Consider the following 20,965-nt stretch of genomic DNA (forward strand, 5'->3'; position numbering starts at 1 on the left):
CCCGGCGGCCGCGCCGATCCGCGCGGCCGAGCGGGAGGCGAGGTCGAGGGCCCGGCGCACGTCCGCGTGGACGAGCCGGCCCGCCCGCTTCACGACCCGGCCGGCGACGATCACGGTGTCCACGTTGCTCGTGTCGGCGCAGGTCACCACCGCGCCGATCGGGTCGTGCAGCGGCGCGAGGTTGAGGGCGTCGGCGCGGAGCAGGACGAGGTCCGCCTGCTTGCCCGGCCGCAGCGACCCGATCCGGTCCTCCAGGCCGAGGACCCGCGCCCCCTCGACCGTCGCCATCCGCAGCACCTCGCCCGTGGTCAGCGATCCGCCCTGGACCCGCTCGGCGGCGAAGGCGGCGCGCATGACGGCGAACAGGTCACCCGGCGCGTCGGTGACGGTGTCGACGCCGAGTCCCGTCGGGATCCCGAACTCGCGGAACCTGCCGGTCTCCGGGTGCCCGTGCCCCATCTGCGACTCCACGACGGGGGCGACCGAGGCGGTGCCGCCGCTGCCGGCGATGAGCCTCATGGCCTCGTCGGTGAAGCCGTTGCCGTGCACGAACATCACGTCGGGCCCGAGCAGCCCGCTCCGGTGCAGCCGCTCGACCGCCCCGGTCCCGGTCGCGTGCAGGCTGATCGGGAACCCGAGCTCCCGGGCCAGCCGCCAGTCGGCCTCGGCCGTGCCGACCGAGCCGTAGACCGGTCCCCACGCCGCCAGAGCCGGGGTCACCAGGCCGGACAGGCCCAGCGATGCGACCCTGCGTACCTCTCCCTCACGGCGTGCGGCGTCGTCGCTGCCCGGATGCGCGTAGGCGAAGACGGCGCGGATCCCCGAATCGCGCAGGGCGTCGATCGCGGCGTCGGTGTGCGCCGGGGTGAGCTGGATGTGCGACCAGTCGTAGAGCGTGGTGACACCGGCGTTGAGCGCCTCCAGCGCGCCCCACAGGTTGGCGGCGTAGACGTCCTCGGCCTGGAAGGCGGGGGCGAGCCGGCCCAGGACGAGGCTGAGGTAGTCGCCCAGCGTCGTGTCGGCCGCGATGGAGCGGAGCACGCTCTGCCACAGGTGGCGGTGGGTGTCCACGAAGCCTGGCAGCACGATCCGGCCGGCCGCGTCGACGACCTCGACGCCGTCGAGCGCGGCGTCGAGCGCGGCGCCGAGCCCGGGGCCCACCGCGGCGATCACGCCGTCCTCGATGAGCACGTCCGCCCCCGGCAGGACATGGGGTTCCGGATCGGTGTCGATCACGGTTCCGTCGGTGATGAGCATGCGCACGGGAGGCCCTCTTTCATAAAAGCAATCAATAAAGCTTTCCTAAAAGCTATCAGGGGAGAGGGATATCCTCAATCCCATGGGACGGCGAGACACCACGCGGCGCGACCACGTCGACGAGATGATGGAGGGGTGGCGGGCCGAGCTCCCCGAGGCCGCCACCGTCCAACTGGAGATCATCAAGCGCACCGGCCGGCTGAAGGCCCTCGTCGAGGAGACCACCCAGGCCGTGCTCGGCGAGTACGGCCTGACCTACGCCGAGTTCGACGTCCTGGCGACACTGCGCCGGGCCGGGGCCCCCTACCGCCTCAAGCCCAGCCGGCTGGCCTCCCGCTCCTCGCTCACGACGGGCGGCACGAGCAACATCCTGCAGCGGCTCACCACCGCCGGACTCGTCGAGCGCGAGCCCGACCCCGCCGACGGCCGCAGCTCCTGGGTCCGCCTGACGCCCGCGGGCGCCCGGCGGGCCGAGGAGCTCGCCCTGGCCACGACCGAGGCCCACGGGGAGCTGCTCGCCGGCGTCCCGCAGGAGACCGCCCGGGCACTGGCCGACCTGCTGCGCGAGGTGCTCCTCGCCCTCGGCGACCGGCCGGCCGTCTCCCGCCGGGGCTGAGCGCGCGGCCGCGCGGGCGGGCTCAGCCGGTTTCCGGGGTGCCCGTGATCACCTGGGGGAGCTGCGGGGCGAAGCGCTCCGGCGGGTGCTCGGGCGAGGACTCGTCGGTCTCCTCCGCCCAGCCGATGCGGTCGAGGCGGAAGACCCGCGCGTCCTGCCGGAGGCGGCACATGCCCACGAGATACCAGTGGCCGCCGCGCCCGCCCACGAAGATCGCCGGCTCCACCTCACGCGTGGTGACCCGGCCCTTGTGGTCCTCGTATCGGATCCGCAGCACCCTGCGGTGGAGCAGCGCCTGCCCGATCACGCGCGAGACCCGGGGGTAGGGCTCCGGCTCGACGGCGGCGTGCACCCGGACGGCCGACCCCCCGGCCCCGGCGCCCTCGACGTCCCCGGCGCTCTCGATGCTCTCGACGTCCTCGGCGGGCGACATCGCGGCGACCAGCTTGCGCAGGGCGCTGCGGGCGTGGCGGGCCGAGGGGTCGCCCCCCGCCCGCTCGAGCGCCGCGACGACCGCCGCCGCCTCGGCCGGGGTGAGGTCGAGCGGCGGCAGGGACATGCTCTTGCCGAGGGCGTAGCCGCCGCGCCTGCCCGGCTCGGCGTATATCGGCACCCCCGACCGCTGGAGCGCGGAGATGTCGCGCTCGACGGTGCGGACGCTCACCTCGAACCTGGCGGCGAGCTCCCGCGCCGACCGGGAACGGGGCGAGATCGCGCGGAGCTCCTCGACCAGGGCGTAAAGCCGATCCGTACGGTTCACACTTGCGACGTTACGCGGCGATACCGACACTCCAGATGAGAGGCAATCCCTTTGCCGTAGTTGAACAGACAAAACAGCATCGATAGCCTGTGCCGACACATCTCATTGGAGTTCGATGGCCGCAGGACCGAAACACCCACTGGCAGCAGGACAGCGTCCTCCGCACGAGCCCGCCTCCTCCGGCTCGAAGGCCACCAAGGTCATCACGCTCACCGGCATCGGTGTCGTCTCGCTGCTCCTCATCGGCTACTGCGCGGCCCAGGACGACTACGAAGAGGTCGGCGCCGACTGCGTGGATCTCAACAGCTACCAGCCGGACGGCTCCTACACGGTCGTGGACGAGGATTACTGCGACGACGACCACGTCCACTACTCCGGCTCCCGCGGCGCCTACGGCTGGTACTACGGAGGTGTGCGGTCCGGGGCGCGGATCCTGCAGGGCACCACCGTGCGCCCCTCGGACGTCAGGATCACAAGCCGTAACGGCACCGTGATCCAGCGCGGCGGCTTCGGCGGCCGCAGCGGCTGGGGCAGCGGGAGCTGAGCCCGGGCAGATGCGACGCGAAACCTCGCTCCCCCGGGACGGCTGGGAGAGCATCATCGAAGGCCACGGTCTGGCCTACCACCGTTCGGCCCACCCCGACGGCCTCGCCCGCCCCTACTGGGACGAGGGCGTGCAGTACGTCTTCTCCATGGACGAGGTCCTCGACCTGGAGAACCAGGTCGAGGAGCTGCACCGGATGTGCCTGCACGCGGTGGAGCACGTCATCGAGCACGGCCGCTACGCCGACTTCGCCGTCCCCGAATGGGTGGCGCCGGAGATCGCCCGCTCCTGGGAGCGGAGCGACCCCCACCTGTTCGGCCGCTTCGACCTGCGCTACGACGGGACCGGCCCCGCCAAGCTGCTGGAGTACAACGCCGACACCCCGACCAGCCTGCTGGAGAGCTCGGTCGTGCAGTGGTTCTGGCTGCGCGACCGCTACCCCGACGACGACCAGTGGAACTCCATCCACGAGCGGCTGATCGACCGGTGGCAGCAGATAGCGGCCGGGCTGCCCACCGGGCCGGCGCACTTCGCCTGGACCAACATGGACGAGACCGGCGAGGAGGCGATGACCCTCGCCTACCTCCAGGAGACCGCCGACCAGGCCGGGCTGAAGACTGTCGCGGTGGCCATGGAGGACATCGGCTGGGACAGCCTCAACCTGCGGTTCGTGGACATGGAGCGCCGGGTGATCCGCTCGCTGTGCAAGCTGTACCCGTGGGAGTGGGCGGTGGCCGACCCGTTCGGCGACCGGGCGGTACGCCAGCAGGTCTCGATGACCTGGATCGAGCCGCTGTGGAAGATGCTGCTGTCCAACAAGGCGCTGCTCGCGGTGCTCTGGGAGCTGTATCCCGGGCATCCGAACCTGCTGCCGGCCTACCTCGACGGCCCCCGGGACATGCCCTCCTACATCGCGAAACCGCTGCTCGGCCGGGAGGGCGCGAGCATGCGGATCATCACCCCCGGCGACCGGGTCGAGACCTCCGGCGGCTACGGCGCCGAAGGGCACGTCTACCAGGAGTTCCAGGCGCTGCCCGTCTTCGACGGCTGGCGTCCCGTGCTCGGCGCCTGGGTCGTACACGACGAGGCGGCCGGGGTCGGCATCCGTGAGACCTCAGGGTTCATCACCGACGACACGTCGTCCTTCGTCCCGCACCGCATCGAACTCTGAACCCTGGAGAACCACATGAGTCCCACCCCCCAGCCCAGCCTGCTCCCCGCCCCGATCGGCGCCGAGACCATCTCCCTCGCCGAGACCCTCGGACGCGGCGCGCTCGCCGTCGTCTCCTACGCGGCGCTCGGCGTGATCCTGCTGATCATCGGCTTCTACGTCATCGACATGGCCATCCCCGGCAAGCTCAGCCACCTGATCAAGACCGACCGCAACCCCAACGCCACCCTGCTCACCGGCTCCGGCCTGGCCGCGGTGGGACTGATCGTCGCGGCCTCCATCTGGTCCTCCGGCGGAGCCCTGCACGAAGGGCTGCTGGCGACCGCGGTCTTCGGCCTGGTGGGCATCGCCGTGCAGACGGTGGCGATGGTCGCCTTCGACAAGGTCGCCGGGATCTCGGTCCGCGAGCTGGTCAGCGAGCCCGACCCGCAGCCCGGCGCCCGCCTTCTCGCGGTCACCCACCTGGTCATCGGCCTGATCACCGCCGTCGCCGTCATCTGACCCACCGCCGGCCGGCGCCCCGCCTGTGCGCGGATCGCACAGGATCGCGGCCCGCGCGCTGTGCGGTCCGACGGCTGGCGCATCTCGTGCGACCTGGCACTCTTAGTGACGTGAGGGAGCGGAGCGAGCGAGGCAGCAGACACGGTGACGTCATGGTCGAGCCCGGCGCGGAGGAGGCCGACCAAGACCGCGTGCGGGAAGACACCACGCGCAGGCTGGAGCGGGCCATGGGCACGCTGGGCACGGCCGCCATGGCGAGGATGGACGACCGGCTGATGTGGTTCCGCGCCCTGTCCGCCGAGGACAGGTCGTGGGTCGGGCTGGTGGCCCAGGCCGGGATCGCCGCGTTCGTGGAGTGGTTCCAGCACGCCGGGGAGGGCCGTCCGACCCCCAGCATCGAGTTCTTCGGCACCGCTCCCCGCGAGCTCAAGCGCTCCATCTCCCTGCAGCAGACCGTGGACATCGTCCGGATCGTGGTCGAGGTGGTCGAGGCGCAGACCGGGGACCTGGCCGCGCCCGGCGGGGAGGACCAGCTCCAGCAGGCGATGCTCCGCTACACCCGTGACGTCGCCTTCGCCGCCGCCCAGGTCTACGCGCGGGAGGCCGAGGCGCGCGGCGCCTGGGACGCGCGCCTGGAGGCGCTGATCGTCGACGCGCTGGTGCGGGGCGAGGTCGACGACGGCCTGCACTCGTGGGCCGCCGCGCTGGGCTGGACCTCCTCCCCCGTGGTCGTGCTGGCCGGGCAGACGCCCGACGACGACCCCCAGGCGGTGATCGACGGGCTGCGCGACCGGGGGCGCAGATCCGGCCTGGACATGCTGGCCGGGGTCCAGGGCGACCGGCTGATCGTGATCGTGGGCGGCGCGGACAACGTCGCCACCGCGGCCAGGCACGTGGTGCCGCGCTTCGGTCCGGGACCGGTCGTGATCGGTCCCGAGGTGAACGACCTGCACGCGGCGGCGCGCTCGGCGCGGGCCGCGATCGCCGGCCTGCGGGCCGCCTCCGGGTGGCCGGACGCGCCCCGGCCGGTCCACGCCGAGGACCTGCTGGCCGAGCGGGCGATCGACGGCGACGCCGACGCCAGGGGCCAGCTGATCGAGAACGTCTACCTTCCGCTGGTGGGCACGCCGCTGCTCGACACGCTCGCGACCTACCTCGAACAGGGCACATCCCTGGAGGCCACGGCCCGCCTGCTCTTCGTGCACCCGAACACGGTGCGCTACCGTCTACGGAAGATCACCGAGCTGACCGGATACCAGCCCACGGAGGGCCGCTCCGCATTCACCCTCCAGGTGGGACTCATCCTCGGCCGGCTGTCCGAAATGACTGCGCCCTAGCCTCCTTCTTTAACCTGCATGAAACCACCGCTGTAGGCTTCCTACAAAACTATGTGGATAAAGTTCGTTCGTATCCTTATCCGTGTAGCGGACTCCTACAGGGCAGGCTGGATTTCGTGCTCGTCATCGTCGCTCCGGGCCAAGGCGCCCAGACCCCAGGCTTCTTGGCTCCATGGCTTGAAATACCGGGCGTGGCTGACCGTATGTCCGCCTGGTCCGACCTGGTCGACCTCGACCTGGTCGCCTACGGCACCACCGCCGACGCGGACGCGATCCGTGACACCGCGGTCGCCCAGCCACTGCTCGTGGCCGCCGGGCTGGCCGTGGCGGAGGTCCTCGGGACCTCCCCCGCCGTCGTCGCCGGGCACAGCGTCGGGGAGCTGACCGCCGCCGCCCTGGCCGGGGTCCTCACCCCCGAGCAGGCCCTGACCCTGGTCCGCGAGCGCGGCCAGGCCATGGCCAAGGCCGCCGCCGTGACCGAGACGGGCATGGTCGCCGTCCTCGGCGGTATCGAGGACGACGTGCTCGCGGCCATCGACAGGCACGGCCTCACCCCGGCCAACATCAACGGCGCCGGGCAGATCGTGGCCGGCGGCACGCTGGCGCAGCTCGAGGCGTTCAAGGCCGAGCCGCCCGCGCGGGCCCGGCTGATCCCGCTCTCGGTCGCCGGCGCCTTCCACACGGTGCACATGGCCACGGCCGTCGACCGCCTGCGCGAGGCCGCCGCCGGCATCACGCCCGGCGACCCGTCCGCCGTCCTGCTGTCCAACGCGGACGGCGCGGTGGTCACCAGCGGCGCCGAGTTCGTGGAGCGCCTGATCAACCAGGTGGCCAACCCGGTCCGCTGGGACGCCTGCATGGCCACGATGGCCGCCCAGGGCGTCACCGCGATGATCGAACTGCTCCCCGGCGGCACCCTCACCGGCCTGGCCAAGCGCGCGCTGCGCGGCGTGGCCACGGTCGCCCTGAAGACCCCCGACGACCTGGACGCGGCCCGCGGGGTTCTCAGTGGATCGGCCTGACGCCGGCGCGGTGGGCACGACGGCCTGCGGGGCACAGGCGGCCCACGCAGCTAACGAGAAGTGGTGAGCGACGGATGAAGATCATGAACGGCGCGCCGGGCGCGAAGATCCTGGCCTTCGGCCACTACCAGCCGTCGAAGATCGTCACCAACGACGATCTGTCGGCCACCATGGAGACCAACGACGAGTGGATCCGCAGCCGCGTCGGCATCCAGGAGCGCCGGATCGCCCCCGAGGGCGAGTCCGAGATCGACCTGGCGGTGCAGGCCGGCGGCAAGGCCCTCGCCGCGAGCGGGCTGTCGGCCGCCGACATCGACCTGGTGATCGTCGCCACCTGCACGCTGGAGACGCAGATCCCCAACGCGGCCGGCCGGGTGGCCACCCGGCTCGGCATCGACGCCCCCGGCGCGTTCGACGTGAACACCGCCTGCTCCGGCTTCTGCTACGCGCTGGCCGTCGCCAACGACGCGATCCGCGCGGGCTCGGCCACCAACGTGCTGGTCATCGGCACCGAGAAGCTCTCCCAGTGGATCGACTGGACCGACCGGGCCACCGCGGTGATCTTCGCTGACGGCGCGGGCGCCGCGGTCGTCGGCCCGTCCGACACCCCTCGCATCGGCCCGGTGGTGTGGGGCAGCGCCGGCGACAAGTCCGACGCGATCATCATCAGGGACCGCGACTCCTTCCTGCACCAGGAAGGCCAGACCGTGTTCCGCTGGGCGACCACCGCGCTCCACCCGGTGGCCAAGGAGATCTGCGAGCGTGCCGGGGTGGACCCCGCCGACCTCGCGGCCTTCGTGCCCCACCAGGCCAACCTGCGCATCATCGAGGCCATCGCGCGTAAGATCGGCGCCGACAACGCCGTCATCGCCAAGGACATCGTGCTGGCGGGCAACACCTCCGCGGCCTCGATCCCGCTGGCGCTGTCCCGGATGATCGAGCGCGGCGAGGTCCAGTCGGGCGGGCTCGCCCTGCTGCTGGGCTTCGGCGCCGGCCTGACCTATGCCGGTCAGGTCGTCGAGATCCCTTGAGACCTGTACGGTCCCGCCGTACGGAACTCGTACGGCTCGCCGTACGGAAACAGAACTTGCACGGCTCGCCGTGCAGAACAAGAAGAAACCGAATCCAAGGAGAACACGCGACATGGCTCTGACCGAGCAGGAGATCCTCGCTGGTATCGGCAAGATCATCAACGAGATCACCGGCATCCCGGCCTCCGAGGTCAGCCCGGAGAAGAACTTCGTGGACGACCTCGACATCGACTCGCTGTCCATGGTCGAGATCGCCGTCGCCGCCCAGGACGAGTTCGGCGTCGAGATCCCGGACGAGCAGCTCAAGAACCTCAAGACCGTCAAGGACGTCATCAGCTTCATCCAGAGCTGAGAAATCTTGAACCTTCCCGGATTCGACCCGCGATTCACAAGGAGCGCAAGAACGTGAACACAGACCAGGTACGTGTCGTCGTCACCGGGCTCGGCGCGACGACGCCTCTCGGTGGGGACGCCGCCTCGTCCTGGTCGGCGCTTCTCGCCGGTCAGTCCGGGGTCCGCAACCTCACCGAGGACTGGGTCGACTCGGTCCCGGTGAAGTTCGCCGCCGTGGCCGCCGTGGACCCGACCGAGGTGCTGCCCCGGCCGGAGGCACGGCGGCTTGACCGGGCCGAGCAGTTCGCGCTGGTCGCGGCCCGCGAGGCCTGGGCGCACGCCGCGATCGACAAGGTCGACCCGGAGCGCCTGGGCGTGGTCGTGGGCAGCGGGATCGGCGGTATCACCACGATCCTCGCCGCCTACGACACCTTCAAGGAGAAGGGCTGGCAGCGGCTGTCGCCGTACACCGTCCCGATGCTGATGCCGAACGGCGCGGCGGGCTGGATCGGCATCGAGATCGGCGCCCGTGCCGGCGTGCACGCCACCGTGAGCGCCTGCGCCACCGGCGCGGAGTCGATCGGCTACGCCATCGAGATGATCCGCTCCGGACGCGCCGACGTGGTCGTGGCCGGCGGCACCGAGGCTGCCATCCACCCGCTGAACATCGGCTCCTTCGCCGCCATGCGCGCCATGTCCACCCGCAACGACGAGCCCGAGCTCGCCTCGCGGCCGTGGGACAAGAACCGTGACGGGTTCGTCCTCGGTGAGGGCGCCGGCATCGTCGTGCTGGAGTCGGAGGCGCACGCCCTCGCGCGCGGCGCCAAGATCTACGCCGTCGCCGCCGGTGTCGGCTACTCGGCCGACGCCCACCACATCGCCCAGCCGGAGCCGACCGGCGCCGGGGTCATGCTGGCCATGCGCCGCGCCCTGGAGAACTCCGGTCTCACCGGCCAGGACATCAAGCACGTCAACGCGCACTCCACCTCCACCCCCGCCGGTGACGTGGTGGAGACCATCGCGATCAGGGAGGTCATCGGCAGCCACCCGCTGGTCAGCGGCACCAAGTCGATGACCGGCCATCTGCTCGGCGGTGCCGGCGGCATCGAGTCCGTCTTCACCATCATGGCGCTGCACGAGCGGATCGCGCCCGGCACGATCAATCTCGACGACCTCGACGACGGCGTCGAGGTCGACATCGTGCGCGGCGCGCCGCGCAAGCTGCCCGACGGTCAGATCGCGGCGATCAACAACTCCTTCGGGTTCGGTGGACACGACGTCGCCGTGGCCTTCACCAGCGTCTGACAACCTTCACCAGCATCTGACAAGGAGCTAGTGATGACTGTGCTCGACAACAGGGTGGTGACCGACGCCTCCGACAAGGAGGCCACCGATCCCCGTGATCCTCAGGTCCGCCTGGCGGCCCTGTTCGACGAGGGATCGGTCCGGCTGATCACTCCTGTGGACCGCAGCGGCGTTCTCTCCGCGACGGGCCGCGTCGAGGGCGTGCCCGTGGTGGCGTTCGTCAGCGACCCCCGCGTCCAGGGCGGCGCCATGGGCAGCGAGGGCTGCGAGCACATCGTGCACGCCTACGACGTCGCGGTCCGCGAGCGCGTCCCGATCATCGGCGTGTGGCATTCGGGCGGCGCCCGCCTGGCCGAGGGCGTGGAGTCGCTGCACGCGGTCGGCCGCGTGTTCGCGGCGATGACCCGCGCCTCCGGCGTGGTCCCGCAGCTGTCCGTGGTGGTCGGCCCCGCGGCCGGCGGGGCCGCGTACGGCCCGGCGCTGACCGACGTCGTGATCCTGGCCGACGAGGGCCGCATCTTCGTCACCGGTCCCGACGTGGTGCGCAGCGTGACCGGCGAGCAGATCGACATGGCCGCGCTGGGCGGCCCCGAGCCGCACAGCAAGCGCAGCGGCGTCGTGCACATCGTCACCAAGTCGGAGACCGACGCCTACGTCCAGGCCCGGCGCCTGGCGGTGCTCCTGGGCCACCAGGGCCGGGTCCGCACCGAGGTCGAGGAGATCGACTTCTCCGGCCTGCTGCCGGACAACGCCCGCCGCGCCTACGACGTCAAGCCCCTCGTCAAGGGGCTGCTCGACGAGCCGGGCGTCGAGCTGCACGCCAAGTGGGCGCCCAACATCGTCACCACACTGGGCCGTCTCGGGGGCCGGACCGTCGGTGTGATCGCCAACAACCCCATGCGCCTGGGCGGCTGCCTCGACTCGCTGTCGGCGGAGAAGGCCGCCCGGTTCGTCCGGATGTGCGATGCCTTCGGGGTGCCACTGGTCGTCCTGGTGGACGTCCCCGGCTACCTCCCCGGCGTGGGCCAGGAGCACGACGGCGTGGTCCGCCGCGGCGCCAAGCTCCTGCACGCCTTCGCCGAGGCCTCCGTGCCGCGGATCACGCTGGTGACCCGCAAGGCGTACGGCGGCGCCTACATCGCGATGAACTCCCGCTCGCTGGGCGCCACCAAGGTCTTCGGCTGGCCGACCACCCAGATCGCGGTCATGGGGGCGGTCGCCGCGGTCCGCGTCCTCAAGCGCCGCGAGCTCGCGGCCGCGCCCGAGGAGGAGCGCGCGGCCCTGGAGGCCCGGCTCGCCGAGGAGCACGAGATCGTCGCCGGCGGCCTCGACCGGGCCATCGAGCTCGGCGTGGTGGACGAGGTCGTCAAGCCCGAGGAGACCCGCGGCGCCATCGCCAGGGTGCTGGCCCAGGCCACCCCCGCCCGCGGCGCCCACGGCAACATCCCGCTCTGACCTGATTCGATCCTGATTCGACGGAGCCCCCGCCGGTCCGCACCGGCGGGGGCTCCGTGCGTTGTGGGGCACCACCGTGGGCCCACCACGGCGGCGCGGCGGGTGCGGTGCCGTGTCGTGTTGTGGCCGCCCCTGGCCTCCGCCACAGCCCGTGGCAATGCCCTGCCGTGTCCTCCATGACCTCCGCCACAGCCTGTGGGCGGTGCCGTGCGGTGCCCTCCCTGGCCTCCGCCACAGCCCGTGGCAATGCGGTGCCGTGTCCTCCATGACCTCCGCCACAACCCAGTGGGCGGTGCCGTGCGACGTCGTTCCCTCGGTGACTTCCGCGACGGCGCGGACGGGGTACAGAGCAGGCGCCACTCTCGTCCCCGCCCGGGCCGGGTCCGCCCACCTCCCGACCGGAGGATCCGCCCTCCTTCCGGCCGGAGGCGATCGCCTGGTCAGACCGCGGCGTGCAGCCAGCGGACCGGGGCGCCCTCACCGGCGTAGCGGAACGACTCAAGCTCGGCGTCCCACTGCTTGCCGAGCAGGCGGTCGAGCTCCTCCTCCAGCACCACACGGCCCTGACGCGCGGCCAGCATCGCCGAGCGCAGCCGGTCTTCGGGCACCAGGATGTCGCCCGAGGCCCCGATCACCGCCGTGAAGGCGCCGAGAGACGGAGTGTAGGCGTGACGGGACCCGTCGGCACCCGGCGAGGCGTCCTCGGTGATCTCGAAGCGGATCCGCTGCCAGCCCATCAACGACGAGGTGATGGCCGCCGCGGTCCCCTGACGGGCCTCCCACTCGGCCTGTGCGCGCACGTGGCCGGGCGCGGCGGGCTGCGGAGTCCAGGTCAGGTCTACGGGCACGCCAAGGACACCCGCGACCGCCCATTCGATATGAGGGCACAGCGCAGGCTGAGCTGAGTGGACGTAAAGCACGCCACGAGCAGACACCGGACCTCCCGTTTCGTACGAGGTGCGCCTTCCCCAACGGCCTCGTCCCAGGATGATCACAAGTGACTGAAGGAGAGACTACCGTCGGTTGTGACGTCGCACCAGAGGGGGGTCATACCGAGATGTTGTGCCACGGGCGCCCGGCTCGGGGCATCCTCGGAGAGAAGAAGACCCAGCGACAGGGCGATCGCCCCCGGAGGAGCGGATGGACACCGACATCGAGCGGGTGGAGCCCGTGCCCGGGGCGCCCGCGCTGATCAGGCCCGGCCAGCTGCTGACCGACGCCTCGGGGATGGCGGCGGTCTCCCGGTGGACCGCCGCGGCGGCCGAGGCCGACGGGATCTTCCGCATCCGGCTCTCACCCGGCGTGGACGTCTGCGACCTGGTGGCGGCGGTCCGCGACCAGGGGCACCCCGCCTCCCCCAACCACGTCCTGGTCGGCCAGCCGCTCTTCTTCGGCGGCCCGGCCTCCCGCCCCTTCCCGGCCGCCCCGCCCTCCCCGCCCGGCGCGCCCGAGGCGGCCGCGGACGCCGTGACCGTGGCCATACCCGACACCGGCCTGACCGCGCACCCCTGGTGGCGGGAGCAGCCCTGGTTCCTGCGGCAGCGGCGCGAGGCCGCCGAGCCGCCCGACTCCGACGGCGACGGCGAGCTGGACACCCAGGCGGGGCACGGCACCTTCATCGCGGGGCTGGTCCTGCGCTCGGCCCCCGGCGCGTGGCTGCGCCCGCTACGGGTGCTGGACGGGCGCGGCGTCGGGGACGAGGCGGGGCTGCTGCGCGTCCTGGCCCGGCTGAGGACCGAGCCGCCCCAGGTGCTCAACCTCTCCTTCGGCGGCCACACCTTCGACGACCGGCCCTCCCCGCTGGTGGAGGCCGCGCTGGCGGGCCTGACGGGCACCGCCGTGGTCGCCTGCGCCGGCAACACGGCCTCCGACCGGCCGTTCTGGCCCGCGGCGCTGCCCCGGGTGATCGCCGTCGGCGCGCTGGACGCGGCCGAGGAGGCCGCGGCCCCCTTCTCGGCGCACGGCCCCTGGGTGGACGCCTGCGCCCGGGGCGAGTGGCTGACCAGCTCCTTCCTCGATCACGGAGCGTTCCGCGGCTACGCGCGATGGAGCGGGACCTCCTTCGCCGCGGCCGTGGTCAGCGGGGCGATCGCGGCGGCGGCCCGGGACCGGACGCCGCAGGAGGCCGCGGCGCACGTCCTCGATCCCCGGCGAACCCGACAAATCCCCGAACTGGGGGCCGTCGTGCCCGCCCCAAGGTAAAGTCTCACCCAAAGTCGTCGCACGGACACTCAGAGTGTCCGCCGTGGCCTTGGAGGCGCCGGTGAGTGACCAGCACGCGATCGACGCCGCACTGGCAGGCGACCAGGCGGCATGGGACGCGCTGGTCAACCGGTTCTCGGGGCCACTGTGGTCGGCCGTGCGCGCCTACGACCTGAGCGCGGCGGATGCGGCCGACGCGGTGCAGGGGGCGTGGCTGCGGCTCGTCGAGAGCCTGCACACCATCCGTGACCCGCACCGGATCGGCCCCTGGCTGTTCACCACGGCCAAGCGCGAGGCCGCCCTCCTGAGCAGGCGGAACCGGGGCGAACGGCTGATCGCCGACCCGGCCGACGCCGAGCACGCCCGCGCCGACCCGGCACTGGCCGAGCACCTCCACCCCGACCCGGCGGTGGCGGTGCTGAGCGCCGACGAGGGCCGCAGGCTGTGGCGGGCCGTCGAGGAGATGCACGAGCCCTGCCGCTCACTGTTCCGGCTGATGGCCACCTCGCCCGAGGCGGGCGTCCACCAGCTCGCCGGCCGCCTGGGCATGCCCAGGGGCAGTTACGGCCCCACCCGGGGCCGCTGCCTGAACCGGCTACGCACCATGCTCACCGCCCAGGAGGCGACACCGTGACCCGACATCCCCCCACGATCGACGATGAGTCCCTCATCGCCGCGCTCCGCCTGACGGCCGGCCACGACCCCGTGCCCGCCCACGTCTCCGCCGCCGCCCGCGCGGTCTTCGGCCTGCGGCTGCCCGGCGCCGCCACGGCCCGGCCGGTGCCCACGCCCGCTCCGCTGGGCGTCCGGTCCGCCGACGAGGCGCGGCTGCTCCGGTTCACCGCCGCCGAGCTGACGGTCGACCTGGAGGTCACCGCCATGGACGGCCTGGTGGACCTGGCCGGGCAGGTGTCCCCGTGCCCGGAGGCCGGCACCCGGGTGGAGGTGCGCACCCTGCACCTCACCGAGTCGCGTGAGCTCTCCCCGACGGGCCAGTTCGCCGTGACGGGCCTGCCCCCGGGCTGGTTCAGCGTGGTGTGCCATCGGCCGGAGCACTCCCCCGTGGCCACCAGCTGGACCCGGATCCGCCCGTAGGTGACCGCCGACGACGCGCTCGCCGCCGCCGAGCAGGCACTGGACCTGTCGGGCAGGGCCCCGGAACGGGCCCGGACGCTGGCGCACAGCGTGCTACGCCGCGTGTCGGCCTCCGACCCTCGTGGCGAGGCCGCGGCGGTCGCCCACCGGGCGCTGGCGGTGGCCGCACGCGAGCTGGGTGACCTGCCGCTGGCCGAGGAGCACCTGCGCCAGGCCGTGGACGTCGCGCTCCGCGCGGGGCTGCCGCACCGGGCCGCCCAGGCGCGCCTGTCGCTGGTCCACGTCCGCACCGAGCTCGGCCATCCACAGCAGGCGCTGGCCATCGCCGACTCCGCCGAGCCGCACCTCACCCCGGTCGAGGTGGCCAGGCTCGGCGTCCACCGGGCGGTGGCGCTGAGCCGCCTCGGCCGCTACGCCGAAGCCGTCGGCCACTGCGACCGCGCCCTTGACTCCCTCGGCGGCGACGTCAGGTTCCTGGCCGGGGCGGTGCTGAACCGGGGGCTGGCCCGGGTGTTCCTGGGTGAGTTCGAGGCGGCCGAGGCCGACCTGACCCGGTGCGCGGAGCTCGCGAAGGGCGCGGGCCTGGACCACGTGCTCGCGCTCGCCGAGGGCAACCTGCCGTTCCTGGCCGCGCGGCGCGGCGACCTGCCCGCCGCGTTCACCGCCTACTCCCGCGCGGAGAACAGCCTGTCCGGTTACCCGGAGCGGCTGGCCACGATGCGCTGTGACCTGGCCGAGGCGCTGATCGCCGCCCATCTGCCGGGTGAGGCCCGGGCGCTGCTCGACCTGGCGGTGCCGGAGCTGGCCGCGGCGGGGGCGAACGTCGCCCTGGCCGAGGCCCGCCTCCTGCTCGCCCGGGCCGAGCTGCGCACCGGCGACCCGCACCGCGCCCGGCAGAGCGCGGAGCGGGCCGCGGCCGATCTGGCCGCGCAGGGCCGGACGGTCCTGGCGCCGCTGGCCACCGAGATCCTCCTGCGTGCCCGGCTCATGCTCGGCCCGCCCAGCGCGGAGCTGCTGGCCGAGATGCTTTCCTGCGCCGCCGGTCTCGACGCCGCGGGCCACCGGCATCTCTCCAGAGCGCTCAGGCTCACCGCCGCCGAGGTCGCGCTCCGGCTCGATGACCGTCCGGCCGCCGACGAGCAGCTCGCCCGGCTCGTCTCGGCCGGCCCGGACCTGGTCTCCCGGCAGGCGACGGCGCTGCGGCGGGCGCTGGCGGGCGACCGGCGCGGGGCCTTCGCGGCGGTCCGGGCCGGGCTGGCGGAGGTGGGCGCCGGGGCGACGGCCTTCGGAGACCCGATGGTGCGCGCCCATGCCGTCAGGGCCGGCGAGCCGCTGGCCGGGCTCGGGCTGGCGCTGGCCCTGGAGACCGGGCGGGGCCGTACGGTCCTGGCCTGGGCGGAGCGGTGGCGGGCGGTCGCCGGGGGCGCCGGGCGGCCCGTCGCGCCCGGCGTGGCGGAGCTGCGCGCCGCGCTCGGGGAGGCGGCGCTGGTGGAATACGTCCGTCACGCCGGTGAGCTGGTCGCCGTCGCGGTCACCCCGGACCGCGTCGTGCTGCGCCACCTCGGTCCCTTCGCCGCGGTCGCCGAGGCCACCGTCAGGATCCGCTACGGCCTGCGCCGGACGCATCTGCTCGACGGGCGGGCGCCGGAGCTGGCCGGGGAGGCGGCGCTGCTGGAGCGGCTGCTCCTCGGCCCGCTGCGCGGCCGGCTGGGTGACCGGCCGCTGGTGATCGTGCCGACCGGGCCGCTGCACACCCTGCCCTGGCCGATCCTGCCGATGAACGCCGACCGCCCGGTGACCGTGACCTCCGGCGCCGCCGCCTGGCTGGCCGGCCACCGGATGCGGGCCGTACGCGACGGGGGGATCGTGGCGGTCGCCGGCCCCGGGCTGCGGTGCGCGGAGGCGGAGGCGGACATGGTCGGCGGCTGCCACCCGGGGGCCGGGCGGGTCACGGCGCTGCGGGCGGAGGTGATGGCGGCGCTGGACCGGGCGGAGGTGGCGCACCTGGCCGCGCACGGGATGTTCTCCCCGCGCAGCCCGCTGCTGTCCAGCCTCGACCTCGACGACGGCCCCCTGATGGCCTACGACCTGTTACGGCTGCGCACGCCGCCGCGGCTGGTGGTGCTGTCGGCGTGCGAGGCGGGCATGGCGCACGCTCCGGCCGACGGGGCGCCGCTGGGACTGGCGGGCGCCTTCCTGTCGCTGGGGTCGCAGTGCGTGGTGGCCAGCCTGGTCCCGGTGCGCGATGAGGAGACCCTGACGCTGATGACGGTCTTCCACGAGCTGCTCGCCGCCGGCCACCCGCCCGCCCGGGCGCTGGCGGCGGCGGGCGGGAAGACCGGGGTGGCCGGCTTCGTCTGCTTCGGGTATGGGGATCAGCCGGTGGCCACCGGCCGCGAGGGGTCGGCCACCCAGTTGGACCAGGAGCCGACGTAGAGGGCGGCGGGGATGCCCGCCACCTCCAGGGCCAGCACCTGGTGGGCCGCCGTCACGCCGGAGCCGCAGTAGGCGCCGACCCGCACGCCGGGGACGGCGCCGAGGGTGTTGAAGCGCTCGCGCAGGAAGTCGGGCCGGTGGAAACGGCCCGACGGGTCGACGTTCTCGCCGGTGGGGGCGCTGACCGCGCCGGGGATGTGCCCGGCGACGGGGTCGATCGGCTCGACCTCGCCCCGATACCGTTCGGCGGCGCGGGCGTCGAGGAGGACCCCGTCGGAGGCGAGCTCCAGGGCCTGCTCGGCGTCGAGCACGGGCATCCCGCCCGGGCGTGCGACGAAGTCACCGGGCAGGGCGGTCTCCTCCCCCGCGGAGACGGGCAGGCCCGCGGCGGTCCACGCGCGCAGTCCGCCGTCGAGGACCCGGACGTCGGGATGGCCGAAGTGCCGCAGCGCCCACCAGGCCCGGGCGGCGGCGGTGGAGTCGGCCCCGTCATAGACGACGACGGTCCGGGAGCCGGACACGCCCAGGCGGCGCATGGCCTCCTGGAACCGCTCGGCGGAGGGCAGCGGGTGGCGGCCCGCCGGCCCCGGCGCGGCGGCGAGGTCGGCGTCGAGGTCGCAGAAGACGGCGCCGGGGACGTGCTCCTCGCGGTAGGAGTCGACGTCGGGCGGCCCGCCGAACTTCCAGCGCACGTCCAGGACCGTCACCTCGGCCAGGTCGGCCAGGTCGGCAGGGGTGATCAGCGGGGTCATCGGGTGCTTACCTCCAGCAGAGGAACGTGCTGCTCGGCGGGTGTCAGCGAGCCGTGGCAGCCGGTGAACGACGCCTCGAGCGGCTCGGCGACCGAGGCGACGATAGCGCAGTCGGTGTAGGGGACGGCGAGGACGTCGCCGATCCGGGGCAGCCATTCGGGACGCACCCGCGGCCCGAACCAGCCCGACTCGACCGCCTCCTCGCGGGAGACCACCCACGCCTTGCCCGCCAGGATGTCACGCCAGGCGCCGAGCACGGCCGCCGCCGCGCCCGGACCGGCGTAGACGTGCCGGGCCCGGGTCTCGCCGCCGAGCAGGGCGACGCCCTCACGCAGCTCGGGGACGGCGTCCACGTCGATCTTCTCGGTGACGTTGACCATGCCGTGGTCGGCGGTGACGTACATCGCCGAGCCGGGCGGGAGCGCGTCCGCCAGCCGCTCGGCCATCCGGTCGACCAGGGCGAGCTGCTCCAGCCACTGCGGGGTGCCCCAGCCGGTCAGGTGGCCCATGGCGTCGAGGTCGCCGTAGTAGACCGTGACGTGGGAGCGGGGCTCGGCCAGGGCCCGGCGGGCGCCCTCGATCCGGTCGTCGACCGCGTCGGCGCCGACGAAGTTCACGCCGCGGTAGACGGCCCGGTTGAAGGCGGTGGGCTCGAACTTCGAGGGGGCGACGTAGCCGACGGCGATCCCGGCCGCCGCGGCGCGCTCGTAGACCGTCGGGGTGGGCTGCCACTCGTCGGGAGGGACCGGCGGGCCCGGGGCGGTCCAGCGCAGGCAGTTGAGCAGGTAGCCCGCGCCGGGCACGGCGAGCTGGTAGCCGAGCATGCCGTGCTCGCCCGGCGGCAGGCCGGTGCCCAGCGTGCCCAGGCTGGTCGCGGTGGTGGCGGGGAAGCCCGCGGTGAGCACCCGGCCGGTCCGGGCCGACAGGAACGGGGCCGCCTCGGGATGGGCCCGGAGCAGCTCGGCCCCCAGGCCGTCGACGAGGAAGACCAGGACGCGCCCGGCCGGCGCGAGCCCCAGCGGGTTGCCCTCCCCCATCCCCAGGGCCGCCAGGAGGGAGGAGGACAGGTCGGCGAGCGAGGCCGCGCCGTAGGCGGGGACCAGGGGGTTCATGAGGCGGCGCGTGCGGTGGCCTCCGACAGCGCCTTGGCGAAGGCCAGCACGTGCGAGACGGCCTCGGGCCCGTCCGCCGCCTCGCTCACCCGCAGGGAGAGGTCGTCGGCCGTGATGGCGCCGGTGTAGCCGTGGTCGGCCTCGCAGTTCTCGTCGCCGCAGGTGGCCGGCTCCAGGTCGACGTGGGAGATGGCCCCCCAGCCGATGGTGAGCGTGACCTCGGTGGGCGGCACGCCGGGCACGTAGGAGGCGGGGTCGGGGACGACCCGGGTGACGGCCACCGACTGGATACGGCTGAGCCGTACGGCCTCGGTGGTCGTGGAGGCGTGGGAGGCCGAGACCCCTTCCACCGGCGGATGCTCGTCGGTGTGGCAGACGAGCAGCCGGGTGGGTGAGAGCACCAGGACGGTGACGTGCCGGCGCACCTCCATGGCCGGGTCGAAGGTGGCCTCGTGATGGACCACGTAGGCGCCCACCTGCTCCTTGCCCAAAGCGGATTCGACCGCGTCGGCGACCAGGTCGGGATAGTAGCCACTGCGGTCGATGGCGTCGCGCAGGCCGGCGGCCGAGAGTCGGGTTTCCCTCATGGGTCCATCCTGCCCTGTCCGGGGCAGCGCTTTCACCCTGTGCGCACGCGGTTCGGCCATCGGCGCAAATCGTGACCCGACGCGCCGCGGCCCTTTTACGCGCCACCGGCATTCAATTCCAATTTCCGTGGTCAATTGTCGTTCTCCGGCCACCCGGGCGCTTTTCACCGCGCCCCGGGCGCCCGAGTGCTTTTCACCTCGTCCCGAGGGCTTTTCACCGCACCCTGGGCGCCTTTCACCGCGGCCCGGCCGGCGCCGGGGCGTGTCCGGCCGGGGCGGCGCTAGCCGAGACGGCGCGGTCCGCCGTCGAGCCGCGGCCCCACCGGGCTGCTCAGCACCGCGCGCGCCCCCAGCACGATCACCTCGGACTCTCCGACCAGCACCGGGTCGAGATCGAGCCTGGCCACCTCGGGAAGGTCGTCGGCCAGCCGTCCGACCCGGACCAGCAGGTCCTCCAGCGCCTCGACCGCCACCGGCGGGTAGCCGTACTCGCCGAAGAGCAGGGGTGCCGCACGCGGTGACCTGACCAGGGCCGCCGCGTCCTCACGCGTCAGCGGGGCGAGCCGGTAGACCTCATCGCGCAGCAGCCGGGCGGTGACCTCGCCGAGTCCGAAGGAGACGACCGACCCGAACGCGGAGTCCTCGACGACGCCGACCACCGTCGGCACCGCGGGCTGCGGGACCATCCGCTGCACCGCGAGCACGGCGTCGGAGCCGAGCTGCTCCCGCAGGCCGGCGAAGGCCTCACGGACCCCGTCGGGGCCGGTCAGCCCCAGACGCACCGTGCCCGCGCGTTTGGCCGCCTCGGGATCGGCGGCCTTCAGCACCACCGGCCAGCCCAGCCGCCCGGCCGCCTCGACGGCCTCCTCCGGCGAGCCCACCACCTCCGCGGGCCACACGGTCAGCCCGTAGCAGGCGAGCAGCTCCGAAGCCTCGATCTCGGCCGGCTCCTCCCCCAGCCCGGACAGCACCAGCCGCCGTGCCGCGGCGGTGTCGACGCCCTCGATCTCCTCCTGGAGACCGGCGGGCTGCTTGAGCCAGTGCGCGTGCCGTACGACATGGACCAGCGCGCGGACCGCCTCCTCCGGCGCCGGGTAGGACGGGATCGACCCGCGCTCGGGGACGGCGCCGACCCGCAGCTCCGGCAGCATGCCGATCCTGCCCTCGAAGGTGGCAAGCACCGGCTTGCCGCAGTCGCGGGAGACCCGCAGCAGCTCGGCGGCGACCTCGTCGGCCCCTCCGGGGATGGGCGGCATGTAGATCGCGACCACCGCGTCCACGTCCGGGATCAGCGAGGCCAGGGCCGTACCGAACTCGGCGGCCCCCGCCCGCGCGCCGAGGTTGACCGGCGTGCCGGGCTCCAGCCCGGCCCGCACGCAGGCGTCGGCCGCGCCGGGCGGGGGTGTGCGGACGATGTCTCGGAGGCCCGCCTCCTGTGGTGAATTGCCG

General features: G+C 73.5%; 21 protein-coding genes. 14 read left to right on the plus strand and 7 right to left on the minus strand.

Annotation, left to right across the window (positions count from 1 at the left end):
* Positions 1–1,257, minus strand: a 1,257-nt coding sequence (locus ACWDS7_RS31530; protein ID WP_451932237.1) for an amidohydrolase family protein, incomplete at its 3' end; no start/stop codon positions are given.
* 82 nt (positions 1,258–1,339) lie between these two features.
* On the opposite strand from ACWDS7_RS31530, the gene ACWDS7_RS31535 reads away from it, so the two are divergent.
* Positions 1,340–1,873, plus strand: coding sequence for a MarR family winged helix-turn-helix transcriptional regulator (locus tag ACWDS7_RS31535; protein ID WP_451932224.1), 534 nt, complete (start codon positions 1,340–1,342; stop codon positions 1,871–1,873).
* 22 nt (positions 1,874–1,895) lie between these two features.
* Here ACWDS7_RS31535 and ACWDS7_RS31540 read toward each other — a convergent pair whose 3' ends face one another.
* Complete coding sequence (locus ACWDS7_RS31540; protein WP_451932225.1) at positions 1,896–2,633, minus strand: helix-turn-helix transcriptional regulator; 738 nt, start codon at positions 2,631–2,633, stop codon at positions 1,896–1,898.
* A gap of 115 nt (positions 2,634–2,748) precedes the next feature.
* On the opposite strand from ACWDS7_RS31540, the gene ACWDS7_RS31545 reads away from it, so the two are divergent.
* From ACWDS7_RS31545 to ACWDS7_RS31585, 9 genes are all read left to right on the plus strand, one after another.
* Positions 2,749–3,177 (plus strand): hypothetical protein, encoded by a 429-nt coding sequence (locus tag ACWDS7_RS31545; RefSeq protein WP_451932226.1) that lies wholly within the window; start codon positions 2,749–2,751, stop codon positions 3,175–3,177.
* 10 nt (positions 3,178–3,187) lie between these two features.
* A complete protein-coding gene (locus ACWDS7_RS31550; protein WP_451932227.1) occupies positions 3,188–4,348 on the plus strand; it encodes a glutathionylspermidine synthase family protein in 1,161 nt (386 codons plus the stop codon).
* A gap of 15 nt (positions 4,349–4,363) precedes the next feature.
* Positions 4,364–4,849, plus strand: a complete 486-nt coding sequence (locus ACWDS7_RS31555; RefSeq protein WP_306866970.1) for a DUF350 domain-containing protein — start codon at positions 4,364–4,366, stop codon at positions 4,847–4,849.
* Positions 4,850–5,001: 152 nt separating this feature from the next.
* Positions 5,002–6,186, plus strand: a complete 1,185-nt coding sequence (locus ACWDS7_RS31560) for a PucR family transcriptional regulator (protein ID WP_306875594.1) — start codon at positions 5,002–5,004, stop codon at positions 6,184–6,186.
* A 116-nt stretch (positions 6,187–6,302) separates the two neighbouring features.
* The gene (locus ACWDS7_RS31565) at positions 6,303–7,208 is read left to right on the plus strand and encodes an ACP S-malonyltransferase (RefSeq protein WP_451932228.1); all 906 of its coding nucleotides are present in this window, start codon (positions 6,303–6,305) and stop codon (positions 7,206–7,208) included.
* 74 nt (positions 7,209–7,282) lie between these two features.
* The gene (locus ACWDS7_RS31570; RefSeq protein ID WP_306866966.1) at positions 7,283–8,239 is read left to right on the plus strand and encodes a beta-ketoacyl-ACP synthase III; all 957 of its coding nucleotides are present in this window, start codon (positions 7,283–7,285) and stop codon (positions 8,237–8,239) included.
* A gap of 112 nt (positions 8,240–8,351) precedes the next feature.
* Entirely contained in the window at positions 8,352–8,591 is a 240-nt protein-coding gene (locus tag ACWDS7_RS31575; RefSeq protein WP_306866964.1) for an acyl carrier protein, read from the plus strand.
* A gap of 53 nt (positions 8,592–8,644) precedes the next feature.
* Complete coding sequence (gene fabF, locus ACWDS7_RS31580) at positions 8,645–9,877, plus strand: beta-ketoacyl-ACP synthase II (RefSeq protein ID WP_451932229.1); 1,233 nt, start codon at positions 8,645–8,647, stop codon at positions 9,875–9,877.
* Positions 9,878–9,910: 33 nt separating this feature from the next.
* Positions 9,911–11,332: an acyl-CoA carboxylase subunit beta gene (locus ACWDS7_RS31585; RefSeq protein ID WP_451932230.1), complete on the plus strand. Its 1,422-nt coding sequence runs from the start codon at positions 9,911–9,913 to the stop codon at positions 11,330–11,332.
* A 440-nt stretch (positions 11,333–11,772) separates the two neighbouring features.
* Here the strand turns inward: ACWDS7_RS31585 and ACWDS7_RS31590 are convergent, their stop codons facing one another.
* Entirely contained in the window at positions 11,773–12,267 is a 495-nt protein-coding gene (locus ACWDS7_RS31590) for a DUF3145 domain-containing protein (protein WP_306866956.1), read from the minus strand.
* Between the two features lie 205 nt (positions 12,268–12,472).
* On the opposite strand from ACWDS7_RS31590, the gene ACWDS7_RS31595 reads away from it, so the two are divergent.
* The 4 genes from ACWDS7_RS31595 to ACWDS7_RS31610 all read left to right on the plus strand — a co-directional run bounded on the left by ACWDS7_RS31595 (position 12,473) and on the right by ACWDS7_RS31610 (position 17,065).
* Entirely contained in the window at positions 12,473–13,534 is a 1,062-nt protein-coding gene (locus ACWDS7_RS31595; RefSeq protein WP_451932231.1) for a S8 family peptidase, read from the plus strand.
* Positions 13,535–13,595: 61 nt separating this feature from the next.
* Positions 13,596–14,168: an RNA polymerase sigma factor gene (locus tag ACWDS7_RS31600; RefSeq protein WP_451932232.1), complete on the plus strand. Its 573-nt coding sequence runs from the start codon at positions 13,596–13,598 to the stop codon at positions 14,166–14,168.
* Positions 14,165–14,629 carry a hypothetical protein gene (locus ACWDS7_RS31605; protein WP_306866947.1) on the plus strand — a complete coding sequence of 155 codons (465 nt, stop codon included), beginning with the start codon at positions 14,165–14,167 and terminating at the stop codon, positions 14,627–14,629. The genes ACWDS7_RS31600 and ACWDS7_RS31605 overlap by 4 nt, the downstream gene beginning before the upstream one ends.
* Positions 14,630–17,065, plus strand: a complete 2,436-nt coding sequence (locus ACWDS7_RS31610; protein ID WP_451932233.1) for a CHAT domain-containing protein — start codon at positions 14,630–14,632, stop codon at positions 17,063–17,065.
* Here the strand turns inward: ACWDS7_RS31610 and ACWDS7_RS31615 are convergent.
* The 4 genes from ACWDS7_RS31615 to ACWDS7_RS31630 all read right to left on the minus strand — a co-directional run.
* Positions 17,005–17,817, minus strand: coding sequence for a sulfurtransferase (locus ACWDS7_RS31615; protein WP_451932234.1), 813 nt, complete (start codon positions 17,815–17,817; stop codon positions 17,005–17,007). The two genes, ACWDS7_RS31610 and ACWDS7_RS31615, sit on opposite strands and share 61 nt — an antisense overlap.
* Complete coding sequence (locus tag ACWDS7_RS31620) at positions 17,814–18,929, minus strand: alkaline phosphatase family protein (protein WP_451932235.1); 1,116 nt, start codon at positions 18,927–18,929, stop codon at positions 17,814–17,816. The genes ACWDS7_RS31615 and ACWDS7_RS31620 overlap by 4 nt, the downstream gene beginning before the upstream one ends.
* Positions 18,926–19,516 (minus strand): DUF5998 family protein, encoded by a 591-nt coding sequence (locus ACWDS7_RS31625; RefSeq protein ID WP_089207763.1) that lies wholly within the window; start codon positions 19,514–19,516, stop codon positions 18,926–18,928. The genes ACWDS7_RS31620 and ACWDS7_RS31625 overlap by 4 nt, the downstream gene beginning before the upstream one ends.
* A 281-nt stretch (positions 19,517–19,797) precedes the next feature.
* On the minus strand, positions 19,798–20,965 hold a 1,168-nt coding region (locus ACWDS7_RS31630), incomplete at its 5' end, for an acetate--CoA ligase family protein (RefSeq protein ID WP_451932236.1).

The organism is Streptosporangium sp. NPDC003464 (assembly GCF_053588315.1).

Excerpts from the sequence above, each read along its gene's own strand:
- ACWDS7_RS31555 (WP_306866970.1), top strand. The coding sequence starts at position 4,364 with ATGAGTCCCACCCCCCAGCCCAGCCTGCTCCCCGCCCCGATCGGCGCC.
- ACWDS7_RS31575 (WP_306866964.1), top strand. The coding sequence starts at position 8,352 with ATGGCTCTGACCGAGCAGGAGATCCTCGCTGGTATCGGCAAGATCATC.
- ACWDS7_RS31535 (WP_451932224.1), top strand. The coding sequence starts at position 1,340 with ATGGGACGGCGAGACACCACGCGGCGCGACCACGTCGACGAGATGATG.
- ACWDS7_RS31545 (WP_451932226.1), top strand. The coding sequence starts at position 2,749 with ATGGCCGCAGGACCGAAACACCCACTGGCAGCAGGACAGCGTCCTCCG.
- ACWDS7_RS31625 (WP_089207763.1), bottom strand. The coding sequence starts at position 19,516 with ATGAGGGAAACCCGACTCTCGGCCGCCGGCCTGCGCGACGCCATCGAC.
- ACWDS7_RS31620 (WP_451932235.1), bottom strand. The coding sequence starts at position 18,929 with ATGAACCCCCTGGTCCCCGCCTACGGCGCGGCCTCGCTCGCCGACCTG.
- ACWDS7_RS31550 (WP_451932227.1), top strand. The coding sequence starts at position 3,188 with ATGCGACGCGAAACCTCGCTCCCCCGGGACGGCTGGGAGAGCATCATC.
- ACWDS7_RS31615 (WP_451932234.1), bottom strand. The coding sequence starts at position 17,817 with ATGACCCCGCTGATCACCCCTGCCGACCTGGCCGACCTGGCCGAGGTG.
- ACWDS7_RS31560 (WP_306875594.1), top strand. The coding sequence starts at position 5,002 with ATGGTCGAGCCCGGCGCGGAGGAGGCCGACCAAGACCGCGTGCGGGAA.
- ACWDS7_RS31570 (WP_306866966.1), top strand. The coding sequence starts at position 7,283 with ATGAAGATCATGAACGGCGCGCCGGGCGCGAAGATCCTGGCCTTCGGC.
- ACWDS7_RS31595 (WP_451932231.1), top strand. The coding sequence starts at position 12,473 with ATGGACACCGACATCGAGCGGGTGGAGCCCGTGCCCGGGGCGCCCGCG.
- ACWDS7_RS31585 (WP_451932230.1), top strand. The coding sequence starts at position 9,911 with ATGACTGTGCTCGACAACAGGGTGGTGACCGACGCCTCCGACAAGGAG.